The 23,962-nt window shown below is 41.4% G+C and carries 29 protein-coding genes; 13 read left to right on the top strand and 16 right to left on the bottom strand.

Annotated elements, in window-relative coordinates:
- Positions 1–48: 48 nt before the first annotated feature.
- Together FNW02_RS10615 and FNW02_RS10620 are read right to left on the bottom strand one after the other, a co-directional pair.
- Complete coding sequence (locus FNW02_RS10615) at positions 49–423, bottom strand: hypothetical protein (protein WP_191757511.1); 375 nt, start codon at positions 421–423, stop codon at positions 49–51.
- A 365-nt stretch (positions 424–788) separates the two neighbouring features.
- Positions 789–1,421: a TetR/AcrR family transcriptional regulator gene (locus FNW02_RS10620; RefSeq protein WP_191757512.1), complete on the bottom strand. Its 633-nt coding sequence runs from the start codon at positions 1,419–1,421 to the stop codon at positions 789–791.
- Between the two features lie 100 nt (positions 1,422–1,521).
- On the opposite strand from FNW02_RS10620, the gene FNW02_RS10625 reads away from it, so the two are divergent.
- A complete protein-coding gene (locus FNW02_RS10625) occupies positions 1,522–2,232 on the top strand; it encodes a Coq4 family protein (protein ID WP_191757513.1) in 711 nt (236 codons plus the stop codon).
- Between the two features lie 231 nt (positions 2,233–2,463).
- On the opposite strand, the gene FNW02_RS10630 is transcribed toward FNW02_RS10625, so the two are convergent.
- The 4 genes from FNW02_RS10630 to FNW02_RS10645 form a co-directional block, all read right to left on the bottom strand.
- On the bottom strand, positions 2,464–3,432 hold the full coding sequence (locus FNW02_RS10630; RefSeq protein ID WP_191757514.1) for a glutathione S-transferase family protein: 969 nt from the start codon (positions 3,430–3,432) through the stop codon (positions 2,464–2,466).
- 54 nt (positions 3,433–3,486) lie between these two features.
- A complete protein-coding gene (gene gatC / locus FNW02_RS10635) occupies positions 3,487–3,777 on the bottom strand; it encodes an Asp-tRNA(Asn)/Glu-tRNA(Gln) amidotransferase subunit GatC (RefSeq protein WP_191757515.1) in 291 nt (96 codons plus the stop codon).
- Positions 3,778–3,853: 76 nt separating this feature from the next.
- Positions 3,854–4,375, bottom strand: a complete 522-nt coding sequence (locus tag FNW02_RS10640; protein WP_191757516.1) for a photosystem I assembly protein Ycf3 — start codon at positions 4,373–4,375, stop codon at positions 3,854–3,856.
- Positions 4,376–4,522: 147 nt separating this feature from the next.
- Positions 4,523–5,224, bottom strand: a complete 702-nt coding sequence (locus tag FNW02_RS10645; protein ID WP_191757517.1) for an SOS response-associated peptidase — start codon at positions 5,222–5,224, stop codon at positions 4,523–4,525.
- Positions 5,225–5,423: 199 nt separating this feature from the next.
- On the opposite strand from FNW02_RS10645, the gene FNW02_RS10650 reads away from it, so the two are divergent.
- Positions 5,424–6,035, top strand: a complete 612-nt coding sequence (locus tag FNW02_RS10650) for a glutathione S-transferase family protein (protein WP_191757518.1) — start codon at positions 5,424–5,426, stop codon at positions 6,033–6,035.
- A 108-nt stretch (positions 6,036–6,143) separates the two neighbouring features.
- On the opposite strand, the gene FNW02_RS10655 is transcribed toward FNW02_RS10650, so the two are convergent.
- The 4 genes from FNW02_RS10655 to FNW02_RS10670 all read right to left on the bottom strand — a co-directional run bounded on the left by FNW02_RS10655 (position 6,144) and on the right by FNW02_RS10670 (position 8,182).
- Positions 6,144–6,371, bottom strand: a complete 228-nt coding sequence (locus tag FNW02_RS10655; RefSeq protein ID WP_191757519.1) for a DUF167 domain-containing protein — start codon at positions 6,369–6,371, stop codon at positions 6,144–6,146.
- Positions 6,349–6,765, bottom strand: a complete 417-nt coding sequence (locus FNW02_RS10660) for a ribosomal maturation YjgA family protein (RefSeq protein WP_191757626.1) — start codon at positions 6,763–6,765, stop codon at positions 6,349–6,351. The genes FNW02_RS10655 and FNW02_RS10660 overlap by 23 nt, the downstream gene beginning before the upstream one ends.
- 115 nt (positions 6,766–6,880) lie before the next feature.
- Positions 6,881–7,423, bottom strand: coding sequence for a DUF2231 domain-containing protein (locus FNW02_RS10665; RefSeq protein ID WP_191757520.1), 543 nt, complete (start codon positions 7,421–7,423; stop codon positions 6,881–6,883).
- 18 nt (positions 7,424–7,441) lie between these two features.
- Positions 7,442–8,182 (bottom strand): LmeA family phospholipid-binding protein, encoded by a 741-nt coding sequence (locus FNW02_RS10670; protein ID WP_191757521.1) that lies wholly within the window; start codon positions 8,180–8,182, stop codon positions 7,442–7,444.
- A gap of 257 nt (positions 8,183–8,439) precedes the next feature.
- Between FNW02_RS10670 and FNW02_RS10675 the strand changes: the two genes are divergently transcribed.
- A complete protein-coding gene (locus FNW02_RS10675; protein WP_191757522.1) occupies positions 8,440–9,492 on the top strand; it encodes a hemerythrin domain-containing protein in 1,053 nt (350 codons plus the stop codon).
- 146 nt (positions 9,493–9,638) lie between these two features.
- Here FNW02_RS10675 and aroA read toward each other — a convergent pair whose 3' ends face one another.
- The gene (gene aroA / locus FNW02_RS10680; protein ID WP_191757523.1) at positions 9,639–10,988 is read right to left on the bottom strand and encodes a 3-phosphoshikimate 1-carboxyvinyltransferase; all 1,350 of its coding nucleotides are present in this window, start codon (positions 10,986–10,988) and stop codon (positions 9,639–9,641) included.
- Positions 10,989–11,360: 372 nt separating this feature from the next.
- Between aroA and FNW02_RS10685 the strand changes: the two genes are divergently transcribed.
- Positions 11,361–11,873, top strand: a complete 513-nt coding sequence (locus FNW02_RS10685; protein WP_191757524.1) for a hypothetical protein — start codon at positions 11,361–11,363, stop codon at positions 11,871–11,873.
- A 167-nt stretch (positions 11,874–12,040) separates the two neighbouring features.
- Here the strand turns inward: FNW02_RS10685 and FNW02_RS10690 are convergent, their stop codons facing one another.
- Positions 12,041–12,622 carry a thioredoxin family protein gene (locus tag FNW02_RS10690; RefSeq protein WP_191757525.1) on the bottom strand — a complete coding sequence of 194 codons (582 nt, stop codon included), beginning with the start codon at positions 12,620–12,622 and terminating at the stop codon, positions 12,041–12,043.
- Positions 12,623–12,768: 146 nt separating this feature from the next.
- The gene (locus tag FNW02_RS10695; protein WP_191757526.1) at positions 12,769–12,984 is read right to left on the bottom strand and encodes a chlorophyll a/b-binding protein; all 216 of its coding nucleotides are present in this window, start codon (positions 12,982–12,984) and stop codon (positions 12,769–12,771) included.
- A 191-nt stretch (positions 12,985–13,175) separates the two neighbouring features.
- Here FNW02_RS10695 and FNW02_RS10700 point away from each other — a divergent pair, with 191 nt between their 5' ends.
- From FNW02_RS10700 to FNW02_RS10715, 4 genes are all read left to right on the top strand, one after another.
- Positions 13,176–14,669 carry a thymidylate synthase gene (locus tag FNW02_RS10700; RefSeq protein ID WP_191757527.1) on the top strand — a complete coding sequence of 498 codons (1,494 nt, stop codon included), beginning with the start codon at positions 13,176–13,178 and terminating at the stop codon, positions 14,667–14,669.
- 243 nt (positions 14,670–14,912) lie between these two features.
- Complete coding sequence (locus tag FNW02_RS10705) at positions 14,913–15,677, top strand: dCTP deaminase domain-containing protein (protein ID WP_191757528.1); 765 nt, start codon at positions 14,913–14,915, stop codon at positions 15,675–15,677.
- 56 nt (positions 15,678–15,733) lie between these two features.
- Entirely contained in the window at positions 15,734–16,192 is a 459-nt protein-coding gene (locus FNW02_RS10710; protein ID WP_191757529.1) for a nucleoside 2-deoxyribosyltransferase, read from the top strand.
- A 24-nt stretch (positions 16,193–16,216) separates the two neighbouring features.
- Positions 16,217–16,789, top strand: a complete 573-nt coding sequence (locus tag FNW02_RS10715; RefSeq protein WP_191757530.1) for a deoxycytidylate deaminase — start codon at positions 16,217–16,219, stop codon at positions 16,787–16,789.
- Positions 16,790–16,842: 53 nt separating this feature from the next.
- Here FNW02_RS10715 and FNW02_RS10720 read toward each other — a convergent pair whose 3' ends face one another.
- Positions 16,843–17,379 (bottom strand): P-loop NTPase family protein, encoded by a 537-nt coding sequence (locus FNW02_RS10720; RefSeq protein WP_191757531.1) that lies wholly within the window; start codon positions 17,377–17,379, stop codon positions 16,843–16,845.
- 345 nt (positions 17,380–17,724) lie between these two features.
- On the opposite strand from FNW02_RS10720, the gene FNW02_RS10725 reads away from it, so the two are divergent.
- The 5 genes from FNW02_RS10725 to FNW02_RS10745 all read left to right on the top strand — a co-directional run bounded on the left by FNW02_RS10725 (position 17,725) and on the right by FNW02_RS10745 (position 22,275).
- Positions 17,725–18,279 carry a nucleoside monophosphate kinase gene (locus FNW02_RS10725; RefSeq protein WP_191757532.1) on the top strand — a complete coding sequence of 185 codons (555 nt, stop codon included), beginning with the start codon at positions 17,725–17,727 and terminating at the stop codon, positions 18,277–18,279.
- A gap of 181 nt (positions 18,280–18,460) precedes the next feature.
- A complete protein-coding gene (gene rph, locus FNW02_RS10730; protein WP_191757533.1) occupies positions 18,461–19,207 on the top strand; it encodes a ribonuclease PH in 747 nt (248 codons plus the stop codon).
- Positions 19,208–19,413: 206 nt separating this feature from the next.
- Positions 19,414–20,136 (top strand): 6-phosphogluconolactonase, encoded by a 723-nt coding sequence (gene pgl, locus FNW02_RS10735; protein WP_191757534.1) that lies wholly within the window; start codon positions 19,414–19,416, stop codon positions 20,134–20,136.
- 321 nt (positions 20,137–20,457) lie between these two features.
- Positions 20,458–21,342: an FHA domain-containing protein gene (locus FNW02_RS10740; protein ID WP_191757535.1), complete on the top strand. Its 885-nt coding sequence runs from the start codon at positions 20,458–20,460 to the stop codon at positions 21,340–21,342.
- 192 nt (positions 21,343–21,534) lie between these two features.
- A complete protein-coding gene (locus tag FNW02_RS10745) occupies positions 21,535–22,275 on the top strand; it encodes a M50 family metallopeptidase (RefSeq protein WP_191757536.1) in 741 nt (246 codons plus the stop codon).
- A gap of 9 nt (positions 22,276–22,284) precedes the next feature.
- Here FNW02_RS10745 and FNW02_RS10750 read toward each other — a convergent pair whose 3' ends face one another.
- Together FNW02_RS10750 and FNW02_RS10755 are read right to left on the bottom strand one after the other, a co-directional pair.
- On the bottom strand, positions 22,285–23,346 hold the full coding sequence (locus tag FNW02_RS10750; RefSeq protein ID WP_191757537.1) for a 2-hydroxyacid dehydrogenase: 1,062 nt from the start codon (positions 23,344–23,346) through the stop codon (positions 22,285–22,287).
- A gap of 224 nt (positions 23,347–23,570) precedes the next feature.
- Entirely contained in the window at positions 23,571–23,936 is a 366-nt protein-coding gene (locus FNW02_RS10755) for a nuclear transport factor 2 family protein (RefSeq protein WP_225225564.1), read from the bottom strand.
- Positions 23,937–23,962: the final 26 nt, after the last annotated feature.

Here is a 23,962-nt window from a genome sequence, read left to right on the forward strand (position 1 = left end):
GACTAAAAAAGCTTCCGGTAAATCTTTGAAATATTGACTATTGACTAATTAGTGAATTCTTTCTCTAAGTAATTGTTCTTCTAGGGCTGCAATGCGATTGTATGCTGCTGTTAATTGTGCTGTCAGTCTTTGTATTTGAATTTCTGGTGTTAAGCTTTTATCTCCAGCTTGACGATTCAAGTCTAGATAAATACCATCTGTCAATACATCCTTGTGTTCTAGGTCTGATTTAGAACTGATATTTCCCTTTAGAGGGTAACGTCCAGCCTCACTATTTTCCTGATAATTATCCCTTTCCTGTGTTTTTGCTAAGGAGCACTCTGATAAAGCTTGAGAAACTTTTGTTTCAAGTTGCTCAATCACTTGGTAGAGGGCATCCAGTTTATGGCTCAACGTCATAATCTGCTTCTGTAATGGCTCCATTTAATACCTTCAACCGTATATTTTCTCTATGTTATTCAATTTACTGTTAATCTTAAACTTACTTATGAATTATTTAAGTATTCAAATTTTTTGGAGAAATATGATAATTTAATCCTTAATTCTAGACATAACTCAATATTTACGACAATTAATACTGATTTATTGAGTAAAGTTAATTATTAAGCATTTATGCTCCGAAAAGCTTGCTAACTTTAGTCTATTTTTTAGATTTGCCACCTTTATTAAGAAAATAATTCCAATTCAATTAATGATTGCAACAAACCCTTTGGTAGAGACGTTGCAATGCAACGTCTCTACGGTGGTTTATCTGTCGCATTTTTTTTTCAATATGGTATAATTGGCGCCTAAATTTGGTAGGTTTGCAAATATGCTGTAATCAATGTTTTCGTTTCAGCTAGAAGTTGTTCGCGGAAGATTTGATCACGGGTAAAAGAGAGCCACAGCAACTCGTTGACAGCTTTTACAATGGTTGTAGCAATTAATTCACACTTTGCGCTATCTAAAGATGAGTTTCGCTGTTCTAGAAAATGAGCAAGTTCTTTGATAATCTGTGGGTCGTAAGTATCGAGGGTATTGATATCTGCTACTACCATCAGATCGATCAATTGTTCTAGTACGGCACGATAACCGGGATGATCGGTTGCAAACTGGTCAAAAGCATCAACCATGCGATCAACATAGACCGCGATTGGAGCCTCTGCTAGTTCGGTGTGAAGTTTCACAAACAGGTGATATTCCTGCTCAAAGTAATGATTTGCCAAAGCTTTTAGAATCGCTTCTTTGTCAGGAAAAAACTGGTAGAGCGAGCCAATAGGTACTTCCGCACGAGTTGCGATCGCTCGTGTTGTGGTCTGATCGTAGCCACTTTCGATAAATAGCTGCTCAGCAACACCAAGGATGGATTGGACGCGCTCCTGGCTGCGTACCTGCTTTGGTTGCCGCCGCATTTTTGCTGGCTTTTGAAGATCATTTGCCATCGCCAAAAATCATCCTTGCAAAAAATGAACAATGTTCATATTATAGAGATATGAACATTGTTCATATCTTACTTCAATTCTACCTAGCGGAGGTAATTGTATGCAGTCGATGAATTCCGAGTATTTGCAACCAGTTAAAGGTAATAGCGGACAGATGTGGACGAGCGCCAAAAACTTCTTTCGGATGTTAAAAGCGACAAAAGCATTCTTGACACTGCTCATCGACGATAGCGGAAATCTAGGTGCAGTTGAAAAGTTGAGCACTGGTTTGGTTGACACTCATGCTTTTGAGGTTGCCGTTGAGGCAATGAAGCTAAAGCCAGAAGTCGCTGAAATAATTGCAGAACGCTATATGGCTCCCCCGCATGATTTGGAAGCTCTGTTGCAGTATCCCAAGGACTCGTTGGGCTATACCTATGCCAGCAGCATGAAACAGTCAGGTTTTCAGACATTGGCGGCTGAAGTCGAAATTGACTCGGATACCAGCTACGTTGAAAATCGCTGGCAACAAACCCACGATATTTGGCACATTATTACCGGATTTGACACCAGTGAAATCGGTGAAATTGGTTTGCAAGCATTCTACCTGGCACAATTTCAGCTACCGCTTGCAAGTATGCTGATCGCCAATGCTTTGATTAGCATCACGCTGTTCCAGCCTGAAGTTCTATCTCCACTTCTGGGCGCGATTGCCAAGGGATGGCAAATGGGTCAAACAGCTAAACCACTGATTGCCCAAAAATGGGAAGAAGCTTGGGAAAAACCAGTTGCGGTGTGGCAATTAGAACTGAATGTGCAACCCATTTCATAACCCGAATGTCAAGGTCATGCGATCGCACAACCTACAAAACACAGCTCAAAGTATAAAGATGAGAGTGAAGCTAAGCGTGACCAATAGGTTGTAAGCCGTGAGTCATAAACCAAGGAAGATTATCCCGATCTGTCGCATTTAATAATGACTAAATGACTCGTTGAACTCACGTTAAAACTGTAAAAATCTGCGAGTGAATTTAAAACTAATTAGGTGCAGTACAAATTATGCTTATGCGCCAATTTGTTCACGATTATGTGGTGCGTCAAAATCAATCAGCGGCCCTTTTGGCACAATCCGAGTTGGATTAACTTGGGGATGGCTTCTGTAATAATGCCGTTTGATGTGGTCAAGGTTGCAAGTTTCTTTAACTCCCGGCAGTTGGTAGAGTTCTTTGAGATAATTCCACAGATTGGGATAATCTACAATCCGGCGTAAGTTGCATTTGAAATGCACATAATAAACTACATCGAAGCGGAACAAGGTAGTAAACATACACCAGTCCGCTTCTGTAATTTGATTTCCGCAAAGATAGCGTTGATTTCCTAATACTTTTTCCCAATGGTCGAGAGCCGCAAATAATTCTGTTACTGCTTCATCATAAGCTGACTGAGTAGTAGCAAAGCCCGCACGATACACACCATTATTTATTGGTTGATAAATTGCATCAATCGTTTCATCAATTTTTTTTTGTAAATGTTCTGGATAAAAGCTAATATTTTGTTTAGCTAAAGCATTGAATTCTGTATCGAGCATCCGAATAATTTCGCGGGATTCGTTATTAACTATTGTTCGTTTTTGGGTATCCCACAAAACTGGAACTGTCACTCGTCCACTATAGTTAGAATCAGCCTTTAAATAAAGTTGCCATAAATACTGAGTATCATTGACCGTATCAGGAATACTCCCTGGTTCATCGGTAAATTCCCAGCTATTTTGATCAATTTCCGCAGCGACTACCGATAAACCAATGACGTCTTCCAGCCCTTTCAACTGGCGCATGATTGCAGTGCGACATGCCCAAGGACAAGCCCAGGAAATATACAAATGATAGCGCCCTGGTTCAGCTTTAAAACCACTAGAACCATCAGATGTGATTTGATTGCGAAAAGTTGTTGATGGTCGAACAAATCTACCTTTCGAGTCTTCTTGCTCCCGTTTAGATATCCACTGACCATCTTTAAGAATTCCTAAACCCATAATTATCTCCTTTGTCAAGAGTCAATGGTCAATATTTAAACTTTGGACTATTAACTACTCAGCGTTGAGAATTTTTGGTACTTTAAAAAATTCGCCTTCCTGTTCAGGCGCACTGTTAAGAATGGCTTCTCTATCGGGATATGGTTGTAATTCATCGTCTCTAGTAACGTTACTGACATCAATAGCCCTTGTTGTCGGAGTAACATTACTAACATCAAGTTCATTCATCTGTTGGACATAATCTAGAATATTTCCTAACTGAGAAGTGAATTGCTCCTCTTCTTCCGGGGTCAATTCTAAACGAGCGAGATTAGCAACTTTGCGAACTTGTTCACGGTCAATCATGTTTAGTCAAAAATCAAAGGTCAAAGGTCAAAAGTCAAAAGTCAATAGTCGGTAGTTAATGACTCTTGACTCTTGACTAAAAGAATACGTCAATTTGCGATCGCCCAGTGGTTTTCAACCAGTTTTGGGCTTCAATGTAGTTGTTGGGAGCCATGCGAATAGCTCTAATCCAATAGTCTGCTGCTTGGTCAAATAAAGCTTCGCCTCCTTCGTTATCTCCAGCTTCTTTAGCCTTTTCACCTTGGTAGTGGTAAATCACAGCGATGTTATTTAAGGCTTGGGGTAAGCGTGGATTTAACTCGATTGCTTGATGATACAACTCTAAAGCCTTGTTGTGGTCGCCATTGCTGGCATAGATCAGCCCCATATTGTAGAGAATATAACCGCGATCGCTGGTATCTTCCTCTAGTGTTAGAGCTTCTTCATAGTATTCCAATGCTTCAGCATATTCCCCTTCTGCCTGGGCTGACATGCCATCTCGGTAATAAACAAATGCTTCTTTGGCTTTTTTGTTTGCTGGCAGGATCTTCAGGATGATATCCGCCATCACTGTAAAGGATTTGTCAACAAAATTATCGTTTTTTTGCGTTCTTGGCATATGTGCCTCTGTGTTTGTGTAGCTATTTGAAGATTGGGGATGGGATATTGGATATTGAAAAAACTCTTCTCTAGTCCATAGTATACAGTCCCTAGTCCCCAGTCCCCAGTCCCCAGTCCCCAGTCCCCAGTCCCTAGTCCCTAGTCCCTAGCCCTCACTAATGGGCATGATGCATTCTGGACTGTTATGCCGAGCGTTGTTCACTAGGGTGCTAACTGGATAAGCAGTCATTGCTGGCGCTGGATAGGGATGCAATAGCTGCTGTAGTGGTTGGGGCGTTTGCACTTGGGGATCTAGCCATAAATCGTAATCTTGTGGCTCTAAAATCACTGGCATGCGATCGTGGATGGGTTGCATTAGTTCATTAGCTGCCGTTGTCAAAATTGTACAAGAGGTTATTTCTTCATTGGAAGGCGTTCCCCCTGGGGGTTGCCGTAGGCATCGCCAAGTCTCCCACAACCCCGCGAAGGCAAAAGGTTGCTCATCTTGAAGACGAAAATAAAACGGCTGCTTTTTACCTTGTTGCTTTTGCCATTCATAAAAGCCATCAGCTAGCACTAAACAGCGTCGGTGCTTAAAAGCTGACCGAAAAGACGGTTTTTCAGCAACAGTTTCAGCCCTAGCATTGATCAGTTTCGCTCCTATTCCTGAATCTTTCGCCCATGAGGGAATTAATCCCCAACGTAACTGCTGAAATTCTCGTTTGTCGCTATCCAGTTTATGTAACACTGTTGCCACCATTTGCGTAGGTGCAATGTTATATCCGGCTGCTAAATCCATAGCTTGCTGAACATGAAAAATATGGGCTAAAGCCGTTGCTGGCTGGTTTAAAGTAAATCTTCCACACATACTTTTATTCTCAACCACTGACTAGAATTAAACATCTAATTACCGAAAATAAATAATACTTTTTTTTATTTTTGCAAATAATTATGTGTTGCACTTAGAAACTAAAATATAAGAAAATATCCGGTTTTTTGAAAATCATTTGGTAAGATATTGTATTTTGAACCCTTAATTCTCAACATATTCCTCACATACTTTTGGCATGGAAACGCTACGTTTGTACGATTTTTTACCTTCTGGGAATGGTTATAAGATACGTCTTTTATTGACACAACTGGGTATGCCCTTTGATAGGGTAGAAGTTAACATCTTGAAAGGCGAGACTAGAACACCAGAATTTTTAAGTAAAAATCCTAACGGTAAGATACCAACTTTGGAAATTGAGCCAGGGAAATACTTGGCTGAATCAAATGCCATATTGGTGTATCTAAGTGAATGCACAGAATTTTTACCATATGACCGCTTTTCGCGATCGCAAGTGTTGCAATGGTTATTTTTTGAACAATCTAGCCATGAACCTTTTATTGCTACTTCAAGATTTTGGATTTCAATTTTGGGTAAAGCTGAAGAATATCGTGAAGCCATAGAGCAAAAACGTAAACCGGGTTATGCAGCACTTAGCTTGATGGAAAACCATTTAACCTCTCACATTTTTTTTGTGGGAGAGCGTTACACTATTGCTGATATTGCCTTGTTTGCTTACACTCATGTAGCTGATGAAGGTGGGTTTGATTTGACACAATTTCCTGCTATCCAAGGTTGGATAGAGCGAGTCAAAGCTCAGCCGAGATATATCAGTATTACACAAGAGTAAAAATTCTGCTTTGTGAGTTTTTAGCTTTTGTTCCCTGGCTCTACCAGGGAATACATTGAGTGAAAGTATTCATAACTAAACAGCAAAGTAACAATAAAGTAATTAATACTAAGTTTCAGTATTAATTTCAATTAGTTTTTGCCGAGAAGATAAACCAATCTTAATTTGGATATAAGATTTGGACACATCAAATTTTTCGGCTAGTAGTTTAATTAACTCTTCATTAGCCTTGCCATCTACTGGAGGCGATTTTAAATACACAATCAGACTGCCATCAGGTTGTTCTTCGATTTTCTGTTGCTTTGAATTAGGTTTAACCTTGACTTTTTTTTGCATAACCGATTCCTCGTAATTGCCGCAGCCACAACCAACCTAAAACACAACCCAATGCATAATGAGGAAAATCCCACCAAGCAAAGGTAGTACCAAGTAACAATTTACCTATTAAGGTAGCGCGAATCTCTTCTAACAGTGGCGGATGCCAAAGTTGCAAGAATTCTAATATACAGGTGATGACAAAAACCCATAAAGGGATTTGGATTACCGCTGCCCGACTTCTAGCAAACCAAAACGCGAACAAGCACCAAAAGATTTCGTAAAAAACTGCTGCACCGTAGTTATTAAACCACTGATAGGCAGGCCCAGTGTAATACTTAAAGAAAAAGCCCATCACGACAACGATGAGCAGAGAAAGAATTATAAATAGTGATTGGTTAAGATTGCGGTGCATTTTTTCAAGACTAGAGGACAAGGAAAATTTTAGCCTTTGCACCACCGGCTCAATAATTCCCAAGATCCCCGACTTCTCAAAGAAGTCGGGGATTTGAACACCGCGACTTCTCACGTTATGGATATCTTCTGCTGCCAGCACCAACCACACCAATTTTGTGTCGATAGGAGAGTTCGGCGCCGAACCAGCCGGAAAGGCTAGTTAGCGTCCCGACAACGAGCGAGATTAACAATCCCCAAGGTAGTATGCGTGACTCAGGATCACCCAAACGCAGAAGGAAGTTAACAAGTGTCAAGACTAAAAGAGAAACGTTAAGAATCAGATGCGCCCAGCCGGCGCTACGCTTGCGGACTCGTTCAATTTGTAAAAAGTCGCTCAAGCCGATCGCAGCGGCTAAGACGCCTCCTGCTAAGCCGAGTCCGATTAACCATAATGAAGCCCTAGCCCAAAAGAAATCACGAGTTAACCAATAGCCAAAGTCGCTTCCCAAGGCGGCGGCGAGAAAAGCTATAGGAAAGATCACACTTAAGGGGTGTAGAGGATGTCCAGCGATCGCAACTGTACTGGGTACGCCGCTATCAAGATACTCACTGTCATTACTTTCAATAACAGGTGGAATATTTGGGAAAGGTGTAGAACTTGTTTCTGTAGTTTCCATTAGCTTAGTATCCTAAATTTAAGCGGTAGGTATTTGTTCAACGTGAGCTTCAGCTTGCAGCGTTAATTTGCCTGTTTCTACTTCTAGTTGCTTAACTCGTAGGGTCATTCCTTCTAAATCGAAGTTACTTAAATTCAAAATTTCGCTGGTTTGATCTATCAAAGCTTTTGTCAGATCTGGAGATATTTCCTCACCTTCGCCATACTCGACATTTTCCAGAGAAACTGTTTGTCCGTTAGGGCTAACACGAGGTATCGCTGAAAAGTCAACTTGCTGGGTTTCGCCAGTTTCTTTGATTAAGATACTGGCATTAAGTGCTACTTTGCCCTCTCCAGGTAAACGAAAATCCACGTGTTGAAGTTCAATAGCTACTGGTTGCCCGTTGACGTTTATTTTCTGACTTTGCAGTTGTAAACGTACGTAGTCAGAGTTGAAAGCGCGATTGATATCAGTTTCGATTAGTACAACCCTTGTGCTGGCTTCAGTAGGTTTAGTCAGTTCAATTTTACCAAAAGCAACACTCAAAGGATTAATGGCAACGCTATCCATTTGCATTTCCATTTCTTCGACGCGGAGGTCTTTTTGCATTACTAAACCTTCGCCTTCAATGGTGACTGCATCTACCTGTCCCTGAACCAGTTTGAGCGGGTCGGTTTTGACATTTACATCCAAATTTTCTACTTCATCTAACTGGCTAGACAAACCGATTTCTGCCGCTTTATTCAGGGCTTGTTCTCCTAGTCCAGAACTTTCTGGCATTATGAATTAATCTCCTATTTAACATCCCTGAGTCAATCTATAAAACTAATATTAAAAATTTATCTATCTGAGGATGGAGTACGGATTTTATAGTTGTATATCTAAAAGTAGAAGTAGATAAAAGATGAGAATAATCTTTGATTTTCTATCTAGAGTTGCGAAACTTAATCGCTCAAAAGAAAGATGGAATCTAGCTAATCTATGTGCCAACCTTATATTAGTAATAAATACGAACACTAGGCCGAGGAGAACAACAGATGGTAGCTACATTAGATGATACCAAACGTAATGCTATTGCCATTAAATTGGCAAGTATGAAAGCAATGCAGCAGTTAATCATCGAAAATGAGAAGCTAGTTTTGGGAGCAGGTCTTGATACAGAAATTGCTGACCGTTTTCGGGATTTTCTCAAAGATGATGAAAAAAATCTTGGTGTTCTGGAAACTATAATCGGTCAATATGGCATTCAAGCTGAACCAAAGCAAACCGTTCAACAATTAATTGAAACTGTTCAAAAATTGATGAAAGGTTCTGAGCTAAGCTTATACGAAAAAGTAGCTCAGCATGAATTGCTGAAGCATCAACAAGTAATGACCGGATTGATAGTTCACAAAGCAGCACAAAAAGTTGGTGCTGACGTGATGCTAGCGATCGGGCCTTTGAATACCATTAACTTTGAGAACCGCGCTCACCAAGAACAACTTAAAGGTGTTTTAGAAATTTTGGGTGTCCGCGAACTAACTGGACAAGATGCAGATCAAGGAATTTGGGCACGCGTTCAAGATGCAATGGCAGCATTCAGCGGTGTGGTAGGTAGTGCTGTTACCCAAAGCAGTGACAAAAAAGATATGAATATCCAGGACGTTATCCGCCTGGATCATGGGAAGGTAAATACCCTGTTCACCGAACTGCTGCAAAGCAACGATCCACAAAAGATCCAAGAGTATTTCGGTCAAATTTTCAAGGATTTAACTGCCCACGCTGAAGCTGAAGAGGAAGTTGTCTATCCAAGAGTACGTCCTTTCTATGGTCAAGAAAACACCCAAGAGTTGTTTGATGAACAAGCTGAAATGAAACGGGTGTTAGAAGAAATTAAGGCTCTCAGCCCTTCTTCATCTCAATTCAAAGACAAAGTTAGACAATTGATGGAAGCTGTTGGCGACCACATGCGTCAAGAAGAAAGCACAATGTTTGCTGCTATTCGCAACAACTTAAGCTCAGACCAAAGTGAGCAATTAGCTACTGAATTCAAAGCTGCTAAAACCCGAATTCAACAAAAGTTGGGCGTTGTTAGCGAATCGAAAATGTAATTAATAGATAGAGCAATGCAAAACTTTGTCTAGGTTAACTTAAGAAAGTAACTCCCAGCACTATGTGTTGGGAGTTTTTTTCAGATTTCCGACTTATTAAAGAAGTCAGGAATCTTGTAAAGGAATCTTGTAATTGAAAACGATATTTAACTACAAACTTGTTGCAGTGTCGTGGTGAAATTAGGGTAGGAAATAGCAGCTGCTTCTGCACGGTGAATAGTAGTAATTCCAGTGGCAACTAAAGCAGCGATCGCTAAACTCATGGCAATGCGATGATCTGTATGGCTATCTACGTCAGTACCCACTAAGGGTGTACCGCCAGTAATTTCCATACCATCAGATAATTCGGTTACTTTTGCTCCCATTTTATTGAGTTGTTGAGTCATTACAGTAATGCGATCGCTTTCTTTAACCCGCAACTCAGCTGCATCCCGAATAATTGTTGTTCCTTCGGCAAATACAGCCGCCACTGCCAAAATTGGAATTTCATCAATTAATCTAGGTATGATATCTCCAGCAATAGTGCAACTTTGCAAACGACTAGAACGCACGCGTAAATCGGCTACTGGTTCACCAGCAACTTCTCGCTGATTTTCCAGCTGAATATCTGCTCCCATGAGAGCTAAAGCTTCCAAGATCCCCGTGCGACTGGGATTAACGCCCACATTTTCAATTACCAGTTCGGAATCGGGTACAATTGCCCCAGCTACTAACCAAAAGGCAGCTGAACTAATATCACCTGGTACAATTACTGATTGTCCATGCAGTTGAGCAGGGCCGGTAATAGTAACGCTGTTAGTTTCTGGCTCGATGCTAAGTTCTGCCCCAAATGCCCGTAGCATTCGTTCGCTGTGGTCGCGGGAAAGCGCGGGTTCTGTAACAGTAGTTTGTCCCTCAGTCATTAAACCCGCAAGCAAGATGCAAGATTTAACTTGAGCTGAGGCGATAGGGGAATAGTAATGAGTGGGTTTGAGGGCTTGTCCTTGAATTGCCAGTGGTGCTAAAGAGTTGCCTTTGCGTCCCCAAATTTGGGCCCCCATTTGTTGCAAAGGTTTAACTACGCGAGACATGGGGCGCGATCGCAATGAACCATCACCCGTTACAGTAAAAAAACGCCCCGGATGAGATGCCAAAATTCCTAACATCAGTCGCAGTGTTGTACCAGAGTTGCCAGCATTTAACACATCAAAGGGTTCTTGCAAATTCCCCAGACCAATCCCTTTAACCCGTACTAATTCCGTATTGAGTTCCGAAATTTCCGCACCCATAGCTTGGAAACAGCTAGCAGTACTACGGGGGTCTTCTCCCAAGAGAAGACCTTGGATTTGAGTTTCACCTTGGGCTAGAGCGCCCAACATCAGCGCCCGGTGGGAGATAGATTTGTCCCCAGGTATTCGGATAGAACCCTGTAGGGATAGTCCATGAGAGGGGCGCTGAATTATTAACTTATGAGAAAGATCTTCTTGAGTTTCTACGGTTATAACAGAAGCCGACATTTAGGATACACTGGCTTTTGAATACACCGGAAGTTCATAAGTGACTTAAATTTGCCACTGCTGATAACTTCCTGCCTAGTATCCTATCGCTTTTTGCTGTATGAAATTTACTCAAATCTTTAGGATTTTTGCCTTAGAGTAATAACAAGAAGATTTACAAGCTTTATCTGCTCAGCTTTCTCTACAAAAAGCGCCATTTTTGCAGTCTAGACCCACATACTACCTGTTTGCACTCTGATTCGTCTAGCTTAACAACTCAGCAGATTCAGTTAATATTAAGCATGTTTTACTATTTAGTTGCTTACCTTGACTTGCTAGACCCCCTAGTGTTTATTTCATTTTGTTCAATAGCTTTTAGCCCTTATCGCTCTCATGCTGACCCATCACCGCAAGCCCGTGTGCTTATCACTTATTTCTACTGACTTACCAGTCTGGTCTGTTGTCGAAACTGCCGGAACATTGTATCAGAAAGATACTGATCGGTTCCATTTACTACTGACTGCACCACCTCTAATTAGTTGCGAAGTAGCGAGTTTCCAAAGTCCACAAGACATACTTCCCCAAACAAAAAGCAACGCTTATGCTCCCACCAGTCCCAGAATTTTGTGGCTAGAGATTTCCCCTTACCGGGTAATCATGACTATGCAAGGTAACGCTCAAGTGAGTTATCGTCATTTTTGGGAACAGGGCGTTTATGGCATTAGCCGTTTTTGGTTGCCCGCTGAGTCATTGCAACCTAACTACCCCATTCGTTTACGCAATTTTACTAGTAGCCTATCTCTCACTGGACACCCATTGCCAGAGCATTTGCGGGTGGAATACGAGTTATGGGCGGAAAAAGTCCAATTGGGACACTACGTCCTTAATTTGGAAATTAAGCACTGATACTTTAGAGATTCGGGACTGGGTAGACAAAAGGGCAAGGTGAATAAATAATAAACATCTCCAAAAATGAATGTAGAGACGTAGCAGTGCTATGTCTCTACAAGGGTTCTGGATAACGTATATTTAATTTCTGGAGATGTCTAATCAATATCCAGTCCCAATCCTTTTCAACCAAAATAACTGGGTTGGTTTCCAGGTTTCCATTTAATATTGCAACCAACACTTGGCTTTTGATCATCTGTAACAGGTTTATCGGCTAGTACCGCTTCAATAGCTGCGCGTAAATCTTTACCTGTTACGGGTTTACCATTACTAGGACGACTATCATCTAATTGTCCGCGATAAACTAGTTTGCGATCGCCATCAAATACAAAAAAATCTGGTGTACAAGCTGCTGTATAAGCTTTTGCCGTTTCCTGGCTCTCGTCGTAGCATAGGGTAAAAGTAAACCCTTGTTCTGTCACAAATGCTTTTAACGACTCTGGCGCATCATCTGGGTAATTTTTTGCATCATTAGCACTGATGGCAACGATCGCTACATCTTTTGTGAAATAATCTTTTCCTAACTGCGCTAATTCTTTTTGTACGTGCTTCACAAATGGGCAATGCCGACAAATAAACATTACCAACAGTACTTTTTTATCTGCAAAGGTGGAAAGTGAAGTTGCTTTTCCAGATACAACTTCTGGTAGATGAAATTCTGGTGCTTTTGTACCTAATGGCAACATGGTTGAAGCAGTTAAAGCCATAGTTCACCCGATATTTTTAACTCTGAAAACGGCTCTTACTATTCAGTATATTTTCACTCTATCACTAAATTTTCAATAAAATTAGAGACGAGAAATTTCTCGTCTCTTAAAATTAAGAATTACTCTATAAAAACTCAAATTGTTTGTTAAAGGCTTCCCAGAAGACCAAGGATACCGTGTCCTGTCAGTACTTCCAATGCTATCAGAGAGACAAAACCAATCATTGCTAAACGACCGTTGAGTAGTTCTGCATAGGTAGTAAACCCTGTGCGATCGCCTTGCTCGTCTACATAAATCTTTGGCTCGATCGCAAAGTTGTTTAGCTTGCCCTGGTCGTCAACGATAGCAGTGCTTGTACGCATAGAAATTTCCTCGTCTTCTCTGGTATGTAAACAACTGTAACAAAGTTATTAATATTTGTAAAATAAACTAAGGATAAGCTTACATACCAAAGGTGTGGTCTAGCTTGTTAAACTTTTCTCAACAATTTGCTCGACTGGCAGCAGATGTAGTGGTATGTTAACCTAGCTAGTTTTTTAAGTTTTAGCCAACCATGACAGTAGCGGGTAAGGCAACCAAATTTGAGTACAAAGCACTGCACAAGCCTAATCAGCTGAATTATGGCAGTGGGCAAACAGCAGTGATTACAGGATGGACGGTCAAGCAGGCGATCGCTAAACACCTGCAACCGCAAGAGTATGCTGTAATTGGGCAGTTGTATTCGCCCACACGGGGCATAAACTTACTGATTCGCAATTTACTGTTTAATCCCCACGTACGCTTTTTGGTTGTTCTCAACGCTTCTAAGGAAGACAAGAACGCAGGTGCATGTGAGTGCTTGCTGGACTTTTTCCGTAATGGTGTTGAAGAAAGTTTAAGCGATATTGGGCGCAGAGCTTGGGTAATTCGCTCTCCCATTCCTGGTTACATAGATATTGAAATTGATATTAATACCTTAGAAAAACTGCGGTATTCTGTAGAGTATAAAGAAGTAAAATCAATTGCCGAAGCAGTTAATCTAGCTAAGTCTTATGCTCAACGTGAAATACTTGAGCCTTGGGGTTTGAGGCTAGAATTTCCTATGTCTACCGTTGAGCCAACTGTTTTACCAGGAACACGTTACGGACACAGAATAGAAGGTAAGACCATAGCTGAAACTTGGGTCAAAATTATTCATCGAATTAAGACGACAGGTACAATTAGACCAACTGGCTATGATGGGCAATGGCAAGAATTAATCGATTTAATGGCAATCATTACTGATGAGCCTGCTGATTTCTACTTTCCCGAACCTAATTATTTACCAATTGACCGACCTTTTCTTGAAGAATACGTTTCGCAGATTTTAGATGATGCGCCCTATCGAGAAGGGTTGAAATATACATACGGTCAGCGTTTACGTTCTTGGTTTGGGCGCGATCAAATTGGGCAGGTAATTCAAAAATTAATAGGAGAAATTGATGCTGCTAGTGCAGTGATGAATCTATGGGATGTAAAAGACCACGAGAAAGGTGGTAGTCCTTGTCTTAATCACATTTGGTTGAGAGTTGTTGATAATGAGTTATCACTAACTGCAACTCTTAGAAGCAATGATATGTTTGCTGCATGGCCTGCAAATGCTATGGGCTTGAGAGCTTTACAACGACATATTAGGGATGAAATTGCTAAGCGTTCTAAGTATGAGTTGAAAATGGGCCCGCTAATTACTATCAGTCAGAGCGCTCATATATATGATGATACCTGGGACAATGCAGAGAGGCTAATTGCAAATCAATATGCTGCAATTTTTAACCAGCGTAGCTATTATGATCCCTCCGGTAATTTTTTAATTGAAGTCGATGGCAAAGAAATAGTTATTTCTCATACAACCGCTGGTAGTGGTGAGGTGATTAAGTCTTATCGTGGAAAAAATCCACTCAACTTATTAAGAGAGATTTGTGCTACTTCTCCAGCAATTCAGCCTGAACATACTGGTTATTTAGGTATCGAACTGCAAAAGGCTAGTAACTGTATTAAAAGTTGCCAGCTTTATATTCAAGATCAGTAAGCCAAAAAACCGTAATCCATACAAGTAATTAACAGTGCTTACATAAACATTAGCGGCATAAAAATAACCTGTATTTTGTAATACACTAGAATATAGCTTAAAATACGTGTAGCAAAAGTAGCATTTTGATCAAAAAAGTCAGAGCTTCTTATTTAGCTACTGATAAAATGCGCTTGACTTTATAACTACACTTAGATGTGTTTGTAGAAAGTTCTAGTGGTTTGTGAAATAAAGGAGTATCGAATGTCAGTCTTGAGCGATCGAGATATTATTAGGGAACTTGGTAAAAGTATACTTTTTCATCCTCTCAAGCCAGGTAGTATTAATGCTTGTGATTTATGTCTAACCGCTAGCGAATATGCATATGCTATTGGACAGCAGAAACGTTTGGCTATTGAAACAGAACCAAAGAAAGACAAGCCTGGTGAAGAACAGCAATTTTTCTACATACCATCAAGGGATACAGCTCTAGTGTGGACTGATGAATCAATCTGGCTAAATAATTATATGTGCGGTTTGATTAACTCAAGGGTGGGTTTAGTTTCTCAAGGTCTAGGCCATCTTGGAACCAGGGTTAATCCTTCTTGGTCAGGTGTTTTGTGCATAGCCCTTCATAATGTCTCAAATGAACCACTAAGAATTAATGTTAGAGACATTAATGAACCGATTGCCTATTTAATGGTTCAAAAATTAAGTTCCCAATCTTCCAAAAACGGGAATATAGATATTCCGGCAAGGCTTGATATTCTTAATGATCTGCCTAATACTAATGAAATATATGCATTTTTCTCTAAAAGAAAAAATAAATGGATGTCAGATGATAAAATTCAACTAAAAACCCTCTTACTTGAATCACATGAGTATAAGAAACTTAAACGAGGATTTAGTGACATATTTCTACGAATTTTAGGTTCAGATGAACAGACTAGGTGGACGGCAATAGCTGCAATAGGAACAATATTATCAGCTTTTTTTGCAGTACTTCCTTTACTTATGGAAAAAAAGTAAAGATATTTTGTAAGTTAATCAAAAGGAAAATATTATCTATTTAATATGTAAATACTATGAACAAAGTATATGTATCTGGTGCATTGACTGATGTAGTAAATCCATCAGAAACCAAAGCACTTTATGAAAAAATAGGCTTGCTTTGCGAAGAAATTGGTCTTCAAGCCTATGTTCCACACAAACAAACTGATCCAGTAAATAATCCTGATATTAGTCCACGTGAGGTTTTCGATCAAGATAAATATCAGGTTAGTAGATCAGACTTAGTTATTGCTTATCTTGGCTCACTTTCTTTTGGTGTAGGAATGGAGTTAGCTTATGCAGAAACAAACAAAATTCCTATTATTCTTTTATATGAAACAGGTAAACGGATATCACGATTTCCACGCGGCATTCCAACTGTGATTGCTGAAATACAGTTTCACGATCATGAAGATGCTCTGAATAAACTTAGAAATATTTTAACGAAGTGGAACCCAGAGCATCCAGAGTTTCTGTTGTCAGTCAGGCAGTAAAATAAAGTTTTAAATTGACAGATTATGCAAGATATTTCTCCAGTCAAAGAACGCCACCAAAGACCAACATGGGATGAATACTTTTTGATGTTGGCCAAACTTGCAGCTACTCGCTCAACGTGTTTAGCCTTTCCGGTAGGTGCTGTGATTGTTAAAAATAAACAAGTAGTAGCTACAGGTTACAATGGCTCACCATCAGGTTCAGCCCACTGTACTGCTCAGGACTACTGCTATCCAGGGCTAAATAGCTGCGATGCTAGTAAAACTCTACCATCAAGGGCTGTACACGCAGAAGCAAACGCGATCGCCCAAGCAGCAAAGCATGGAACCGCCACAGATGGTGGAAGTATTTACGTCACTCTAGAACCTTGCCTCTCTTGTTTGAAGTTAATTATCTCCGCAGGGATTCAGGAGGTGTTCTATGAAACTTCTTTCAACTGCGGAGAGAAAGCCTTGGTGAGAGATACCTTTGTCAATGAAGGTTTAGTTACCCTTAAACAGATTGAGCTATCTGAAGCAACGGCACAACAAGCTGCTCAATTTCTCCTAAACCCGACATCTGTTGCTAGAACAGTAAGATGTGTTCACGAAGTTTAGTACACCCTCTTATTTAAAATTATTAAGTTTAAAAACTCAAATTCTAGGAGCGTTTAGGGTCGATGACTGCGGCGGATTTCTGTAATTTGATCTGCTACATCTAGGAGAGATTTCGGCATTTCGGGCCCTGTGAGAATGATATCGACATGGGGAGGGCGTTTTGCTAAAAATGCTAAAACTTCTGTTTCGGGAATTAAACCAAAGTTAATTGCCAAACTTAGCTCATCTAAAACAACTAGAGAATACTTACTCTCACACACGACTTGTTGTGTATATTGCCACAGCTTTTGTAAGGCTTGGTTCTCAGAGTCGTCTAAGTGTGGTGTATCAATACAACGAGGCAAATCGCAGCGAATCCAGTCTAAATTTTGTCCTAGTTGTATGGGTCGCTCCTGTCCTTGGCGAATACCTCCTTTGAGGAATTGTACTATTAACACTGGTGTGCCTTGACCGGCAATTCTCAGTGATTGAGCCATTACACTCGTAAAAAAGCTACGATGAGAGCTAGTGAAAACTTGCACTAACCCTTCAATTGGATATGGTGAGGTAAGGGTCGAATTTATACTTTTGGTTTCTAGTTGAGCAACCATAGGATTAAGTTTAAAAAGTTACAACAAATTCAAAAGCTTTTGCTGAGAGCAGTTGTTACAAATCTGCTTGTATAATCAGTCTGTTTTTTACAAACATAGTCTCTTGAGCAAATTGCCTTCTTAGTCAAACACTACATTTGTACTAAAGTCAAGAGCTATTTCGATTTACTATATCGTAGTTTTGCTAAAACATATTAGTAAAAATTAGAACATCGAAACGGTAGTTATAGTTAAATGAAAAGCAGAAATTAAGGGCTAAAAATCATCAAATGTTAGATTTATCAGCTATTTGGGCAAAACAGAGTTGAGAAGTAATAAATTTTACAGGATGAGGAGTGAATTGTTGTGAGATTGGTGATTCTGGGAGGTTCAGGATCGGGAAAAAGCACTCAAGCACAGAGACTTTGCAGATACTTTGATATTCCTCAGATTTCCACAGGTGAGATTTTACGGGAGGCGATCGCTAATCTGAGCCAATTAGGTCATCACGCACGGATATACGTAGAAAAAGGGGAGCTAGCCCCAGACGAAATGATGATTGAATTGATCCGAAGTCGCTTTAAACAACCAGATGTTAATTGTGGTTGGGTACTAGAAGGGTATCCCCGTACTGCCTTCCAAGCTGAGGAATTAGATTTTTGGTTGGATAATTTAGGGCAAAAGCTGGACTGGGCAATTTATCTACAAGTACCAGAAGCAATTATGGTTAGTCGCTCCTTGGGGCGTTCTTTGCCAGATGACCAACCTGAAATCGTGCAACGCCGCATAGAAATATTCTACGATCGCACGATTCCGATTTTGGAATATTACGACCGTCGCCGCCGTCTGTTGACTGTCAATGGCGACCAGTTTCCAGAGATGGTACAGCAAAACATTCTAACTCTACTTTCAATTCCTTAGAAAAAGATATTTCTTGACGTCAATCTTTGGCGTTCCTGCCTACTTAAAATTTCATCCTTGTTCTTTGGAGTATACTTTTTATTTCATTAATTTTTTAACTGGATGCTGACCCTAAGATACAGCACTCAGATGATTTACAACACTAAGGTAATCTTAAGGTATTCTATTTGAGGCAACTCTAATGGCTTGGCAGCGTCCAGACGGCCGTCTTCCTTACGAACTCCGTCCAATTAGCTTTTACCCTAGTTTCACTCGCTTTGCCCCCGGTTCTGTTCTGATAAAATGCGGGGACACTCAGGTACTTTGTACCGTTAGCGTTACTCAAGGAGTTCCCAAATTTCTTGAAGGAAGTGGTAAAGGCTGGCTAACTGCTGAGTATCGGATGCTGCCATCAGCCACACAAAAACGGCAAGAAAGGGAGTTATTGAAATTATCTGGACGGACGCAAGAAATTCAACGCTTAATTGGACGCAGCTTAAGAGCAGCAGTGGATTTTGAGGCACTGGGAGAACGCACGCTGACCGTGGATGCTGATGTATTGCAAGCAGATGCAGGAACTAGGACAACAGCGATTACAGGTTCTTTTGTGGCGTTAGCTCATGCGGTTTCTCAATTGTTGCAGCAAGGGGTGTTAGAGCGATCGCCCTTGTCCGGGCAAGTGGCAGCGGTATCTGTAGGATTATTACAGGGAGAGCCATTTTTAGATCTGAATTATACCGAAGACGTAGCTGCAACAGTAGATTTTAATGTAGTGATGAATCAACACCTGGAAATCATTGAAGTCCAAGGAACGGCTGAGGAAGGTAGCTTTAGCCGCACTCAGTTGAATCAACTGCTAGATTCTGCCCAAAAAGGAATTCAGCAATTGTTAACCGCTCAACGCCAAGCGATCGCCGATTGGGAAACGCTATTTCTAGGAGATTGGTAATTGAGTATTGATTATTTATTCACCCTGTGCCCCAATCCCCAATCCCCAATCCCCATCGCCCCTTATCCCCAGAGGGGGCCCCGAGTTCCCCAATCCCCAGTCCCCAATCCCCAATCCCCGATGTTAAAAGTTTCAAAAGTTAAAAAGGGGAATTGTAATAAGTTCGGTATTGTATTGCTGGAAGTCGGCAATATGATCATCAAGCCATGAATAAAACAGTTGAAATTTTACCCGATCAGTCAGCACTAGTTGCACGAGCGCTGGAATTGATTCTCTCAGAGTTAGAAACTGCGATTGAGCAGCGTGGGCGATTTACAATAGCCTTATCTGGCGGCAGTACACCCAAGCCTTTGTATGAAGCGATTGCCAGCCAAAAACTGCCTTGGGATAAAATTCATGTGTTTTGGGGGGATGAACGTTTTGTCCCACCAGATCATCCTGATAGCAATGAACTCATGTCGCGTCGTGCATGGCTAGATCGCATTGATATCCCAGCAGCCAACATTCACGCCGTACCGACTTTGGAAGCCGAACCAGGGCTAGCAGCGGCTAAGTATGAACAACATCTACAAGATTTTTTTAAGTCTTCACCCGGAGAGTTTCCTTCACTAGATGTAATATTACTAGGAATGGGTGATGATGCACATACCGCATCTCTGTTTCCCCACACAGAGGCTCTCAAAGTACGCGATCGCCTCATTACTGTGGGTAACAAAGACGGAAACCCTCGCATAACCTTCACTTACCCCTTCATCAACTCTGCTGGCAGCGTGATTTTTCTGGTTGCTGGTGCTAATAAACGACCAGCTTTGGCTCAAGTCTTTGCACCCGTAGCTGATGATTTCACTTACCCATCCCGCTTGATTCAGCCTCAAGGAAAACTTTGCTGGTTGCTGGATGCAGCAGCCGGTTTGGAACTCCAACCTTAAATTTTCGATCAGGAGTAATTGTTAGAATCTAAAGCTAGGATTGCTCCTTTGCCGAACTTGCGATGCCATGAAGAGTGCTAAGTTCCGTTAGCAGATAGCTATGGTTTAGCCCGTGCTGTTAGCTTTCTTGTCTATGTTCGCGTAGCGTGTCGTAGACAGAGGCTACACCAACGCCAAAGCCAACGGCGCTCTCATATAGAGGGTCGGAAGCCGCCGCTTCCACAACTCTCTTGCACGCTGTCTTAAAGTAGAAGTGTCTACGGAGTTATCTCTAATTACCAGTGATAATTTTACGATGATCTTGAACAAAGGCTAATATCGATGATCGTCTGCCCTAATTGCAATCATCCCAACCCTGATGGTGCTGTCCAGTGTGAAGCTTGCTATACGCCATTACCAGCGACTACTAACTGCCCCAGTTGTGGGGCAACTGTGCAGGCAGATGCCGCTTTCTGCGGTCAGTGTGGCTATAACCTGCACTCAGCGTCCGCTGCACATGTTGCAACAGCAGTAACACCAACAATGGCTCCCGACATTCCTGTGGAAGTACCGCCATTAGTTGCCCCTGATCCACTTTTAGAACTTTCACAACCAGATTCCTTAGAAATCAGCAGTACAAATTCTCATCCTTCTGTTGCCTCATCTTTACCACCAACAGCAGTGGCAGCTCAACCACAGGAAACTCCTATGAAAAGCAGCCCCCCAACGCCACCGCCAAGTGTCCCTGATCAACCCGTATTTGAGCAAGAAATCCCGACTCCACCACCTCTAGAACCAGTAGCTACTCAACCAACGCCACCTCCTGAGCCAGTTTCAGCCCCCCAATCGCCTCTGCCAGCAGCATCAAATGTAACTGCTGCCAGAACTCAATTGCAGCAGGTGACAGCGCGGTTGTTCCACGTACAAAGCGACCGAGAAATTGAATTACCGCAAAATCTCACTGTCATTCATATCGGTAAGCCTAATGACCGTATTCCCCCAGATATAGATGTGTCAGGATTTCCCAATTCGGAAATTGTCTCACGGATTCATGCAGATATTCGCCTTGAAGCAGGCGCTCACTACATAGAAGATGTAGGCAGTTCTAATGGTACTTATATTAACAATTTGCCGCTATCATCGGGGAATCGACATCGCTTGCGAGCAGGCGATCGCATCAGCCTAGGTAAGGGAGACATGGTAACATTCATTTTTCAACTGTCTTAGCTGATTGTTAATCAGAGCATCACAAAAGCGGCGGATAACTATGGTCGTTATATGTAGCGTTTTAGTTTACCACCGTCGCTTTGAGGTGCAAATTGCTGCATTTTCCAGCAACTCCAGTAATTAATTAATTACACTAGGATGGATGAAAGTACACTCCGGTAATTGAGATAATTACGTTCAGGAAAGTGATCCATGAGGAAATCAGGCAAAGATTTTGAACCCTTAATCAACAGAGAAGCCCCGCCAGTTGTTGAACGCATGGGGCTAACTTGGCTGATTGGAGCGGCGATCGCTACTACTTTACTGTGGCAAGTTCCGGGAGGCGATTATATCTTATACCCATTTACGATCCTAGCAACTTGGTTTCACGAAATGGGTCACGGCTTGATGGCTCTGCTACTAGGAGGACAGTTTCAGAAATTAGAAATTTTTAGTAATGGTTCCGGTGTCGCAACTTATGGTCTCCGGTCGTCATTGGGGCCAATTGGCCCAGCTTTGGTTGCAGCAGCAGGGCCAATGGGCCCGCCTCTTGCCGGTGCGGCTTTGATTTTAGCTTCTCGCAGTTTTAAATTAGCTTCCCTGAGTTTGAAAATTTTAGGAGGCTTTTTGCTATTTTCAACATTAATTTGGGTGCGTTCTTTGTTTGGATTGGTAGCAATTCCTCTGCTAGGTTTGATTATCTTAGGTATTGCCTTAAAAGCTCCTCACTGGGCACAGGGTTTTGCCATTCAATTTTTAGGCGTACAAGCTTGTATAAGCACGTATCATCAACTTGATTATCTATTTAGCTATAGTGCTGGTTCCCTAGGACTTTCGGATACAGCACAAATGCAGCGGTATTTACTTTTACCTTATTGGTTTTGGGGTGGGTTGATGGCGATCGCGTCTCTGGTGATTTTAGTCCAAAGTCTCCGCGTTGCCTATCGTTCGTAGTATTAGTTATTAGCCAACTATTGCTTTAGCTTCAACTTTTGGTTGAGCACGAATTTCATTGGGACAAGGACGGCCTTGCTCAACGTCAGAAATATTAGCAAAAGTCGTTTCGGCAATATTGTGCAGAGCTTCTTCTGTAAAGAAAGCTTGGTGTCCGGTAATAAGTACATTAGGGAATGTTGTCAGGCGTTGGAAAACATCATCTTGAATAATTTCGCCAGATAAATCTTCAAAGAACAAATCCGATTCCTGCTCGTAAACATCCACACCGAGAGAGCCTATTTGGCGCGACTTCAGTCCTTCGATGACTGCTTGGGTATCAATCAGCGCTCCTCGACTCGTGTTAATTAACATTACCTTTGACTTCATCTGTTTTATAGTCTCGGCGTTAATCAAGTGATGAGTTTCGGGAGTCAGGGGACAATGCAGAGAAATAATATCGGAGTTGGCAAATAGCTCAGGTAACTCGACATACTTTCCACCCAATGCCTCCAACTCTGAATTACGATACACATCATAGGCGAGTATCTGACAGCCAAATCCCTTCATAATCTGTCCTAAAATCAAACCGATTTTTCCAGTACCGATAATCCCCACTGTACGTCCATTCAGATTGAACCCCAATAGGCCTTCTAAAGAAAAATTAGCTTCTCGAACGCGGTTATAAGCACGATGAATTTTACGATTGAGGCTCAAAATCAATCCAACAGCATGTTCTGCTACTCCATAAGGTGAGTAAGCAGGAACACGCACAACAGTAATTCCTAAATCTGCTGCGGCTTGTAAGTCTACATTGTTAAACCCTGCACAGCGAAGGACAACCAAGCGAGTTCCCTGTGAAGCGAGAATCTCTAAAGTTGGAGCATCAACTTGGTCATGTACAAATACACAAACTGCTGGAAATCCAGCGGCTAAGATAGCGGTATCTCTACTCAGACGGGGTTCAAAAAACACCAACTCATGAAGATACTCTTGTGCTGGAGTGTTTTCCGTTGAAAGTTGAGCGGGAGAATTTGCAGCTTCCAAAAACTGCCGATCATAGTTTTTTGTACTGAAGACTGCGACTTTCATGCAAAACCTCAGGCTGTATACTGCACATGTTTTTCTAGTACATGATAGCTTGACAGTAAGATGAGCGATGCCTTGGTTAGACTGCGTTTACGCCTCTTCCATGACTACCAGCTATAAGCATTAGGGTTTTTCTAGCTAATCTTACAGCTACAGCAAAACTTTAGGATTCAGGTAGAGTTGTAAATCTCAACTCAAACCTTGATAACTGTTCACTGTTCACTGATTTAAACTGGTGTTTCAGTGTCAAAATACTCACGCCATCGATTGATCAGACCATTTTTGAAATCAACAAAAATAACGTCATCAGCTTTGTTGCGGCGACCTGTAGCTTTATGAGTGTCTTCATAATACCACTCAACTGCGGCTTGGTTATTTTCAACGATAATTCGCTTGATGTCAATTTTCACATCTGAATACTGCTGAGCAAAATGGGTTATTTCTTCTCGAATTTTTGCTTGTCCTTGCCATTTTTTACCTGGCACAATAATTTCTCCATCTGGTGTAAACATCTGAGTCAGGGCATCAGCATCTTGAGCAACCCAAGCTTCTTTAGCTTTGTTAATTAGTGTCAGAATATCTTCTTGATTCATATTATCTTGATTTGCAAATGCATCTG

The sequence above is a fragment of the Komarekiella delphini-convector SJRDD-AB1 genome, assembly GCF_014831675.1.
Taxonomy (GTDB): domain Bacteria; phylum Cyanobacteriota; class Cyanobacteriia; order Cyanobacteriales; family Nostocaceae; genus Komarekiella.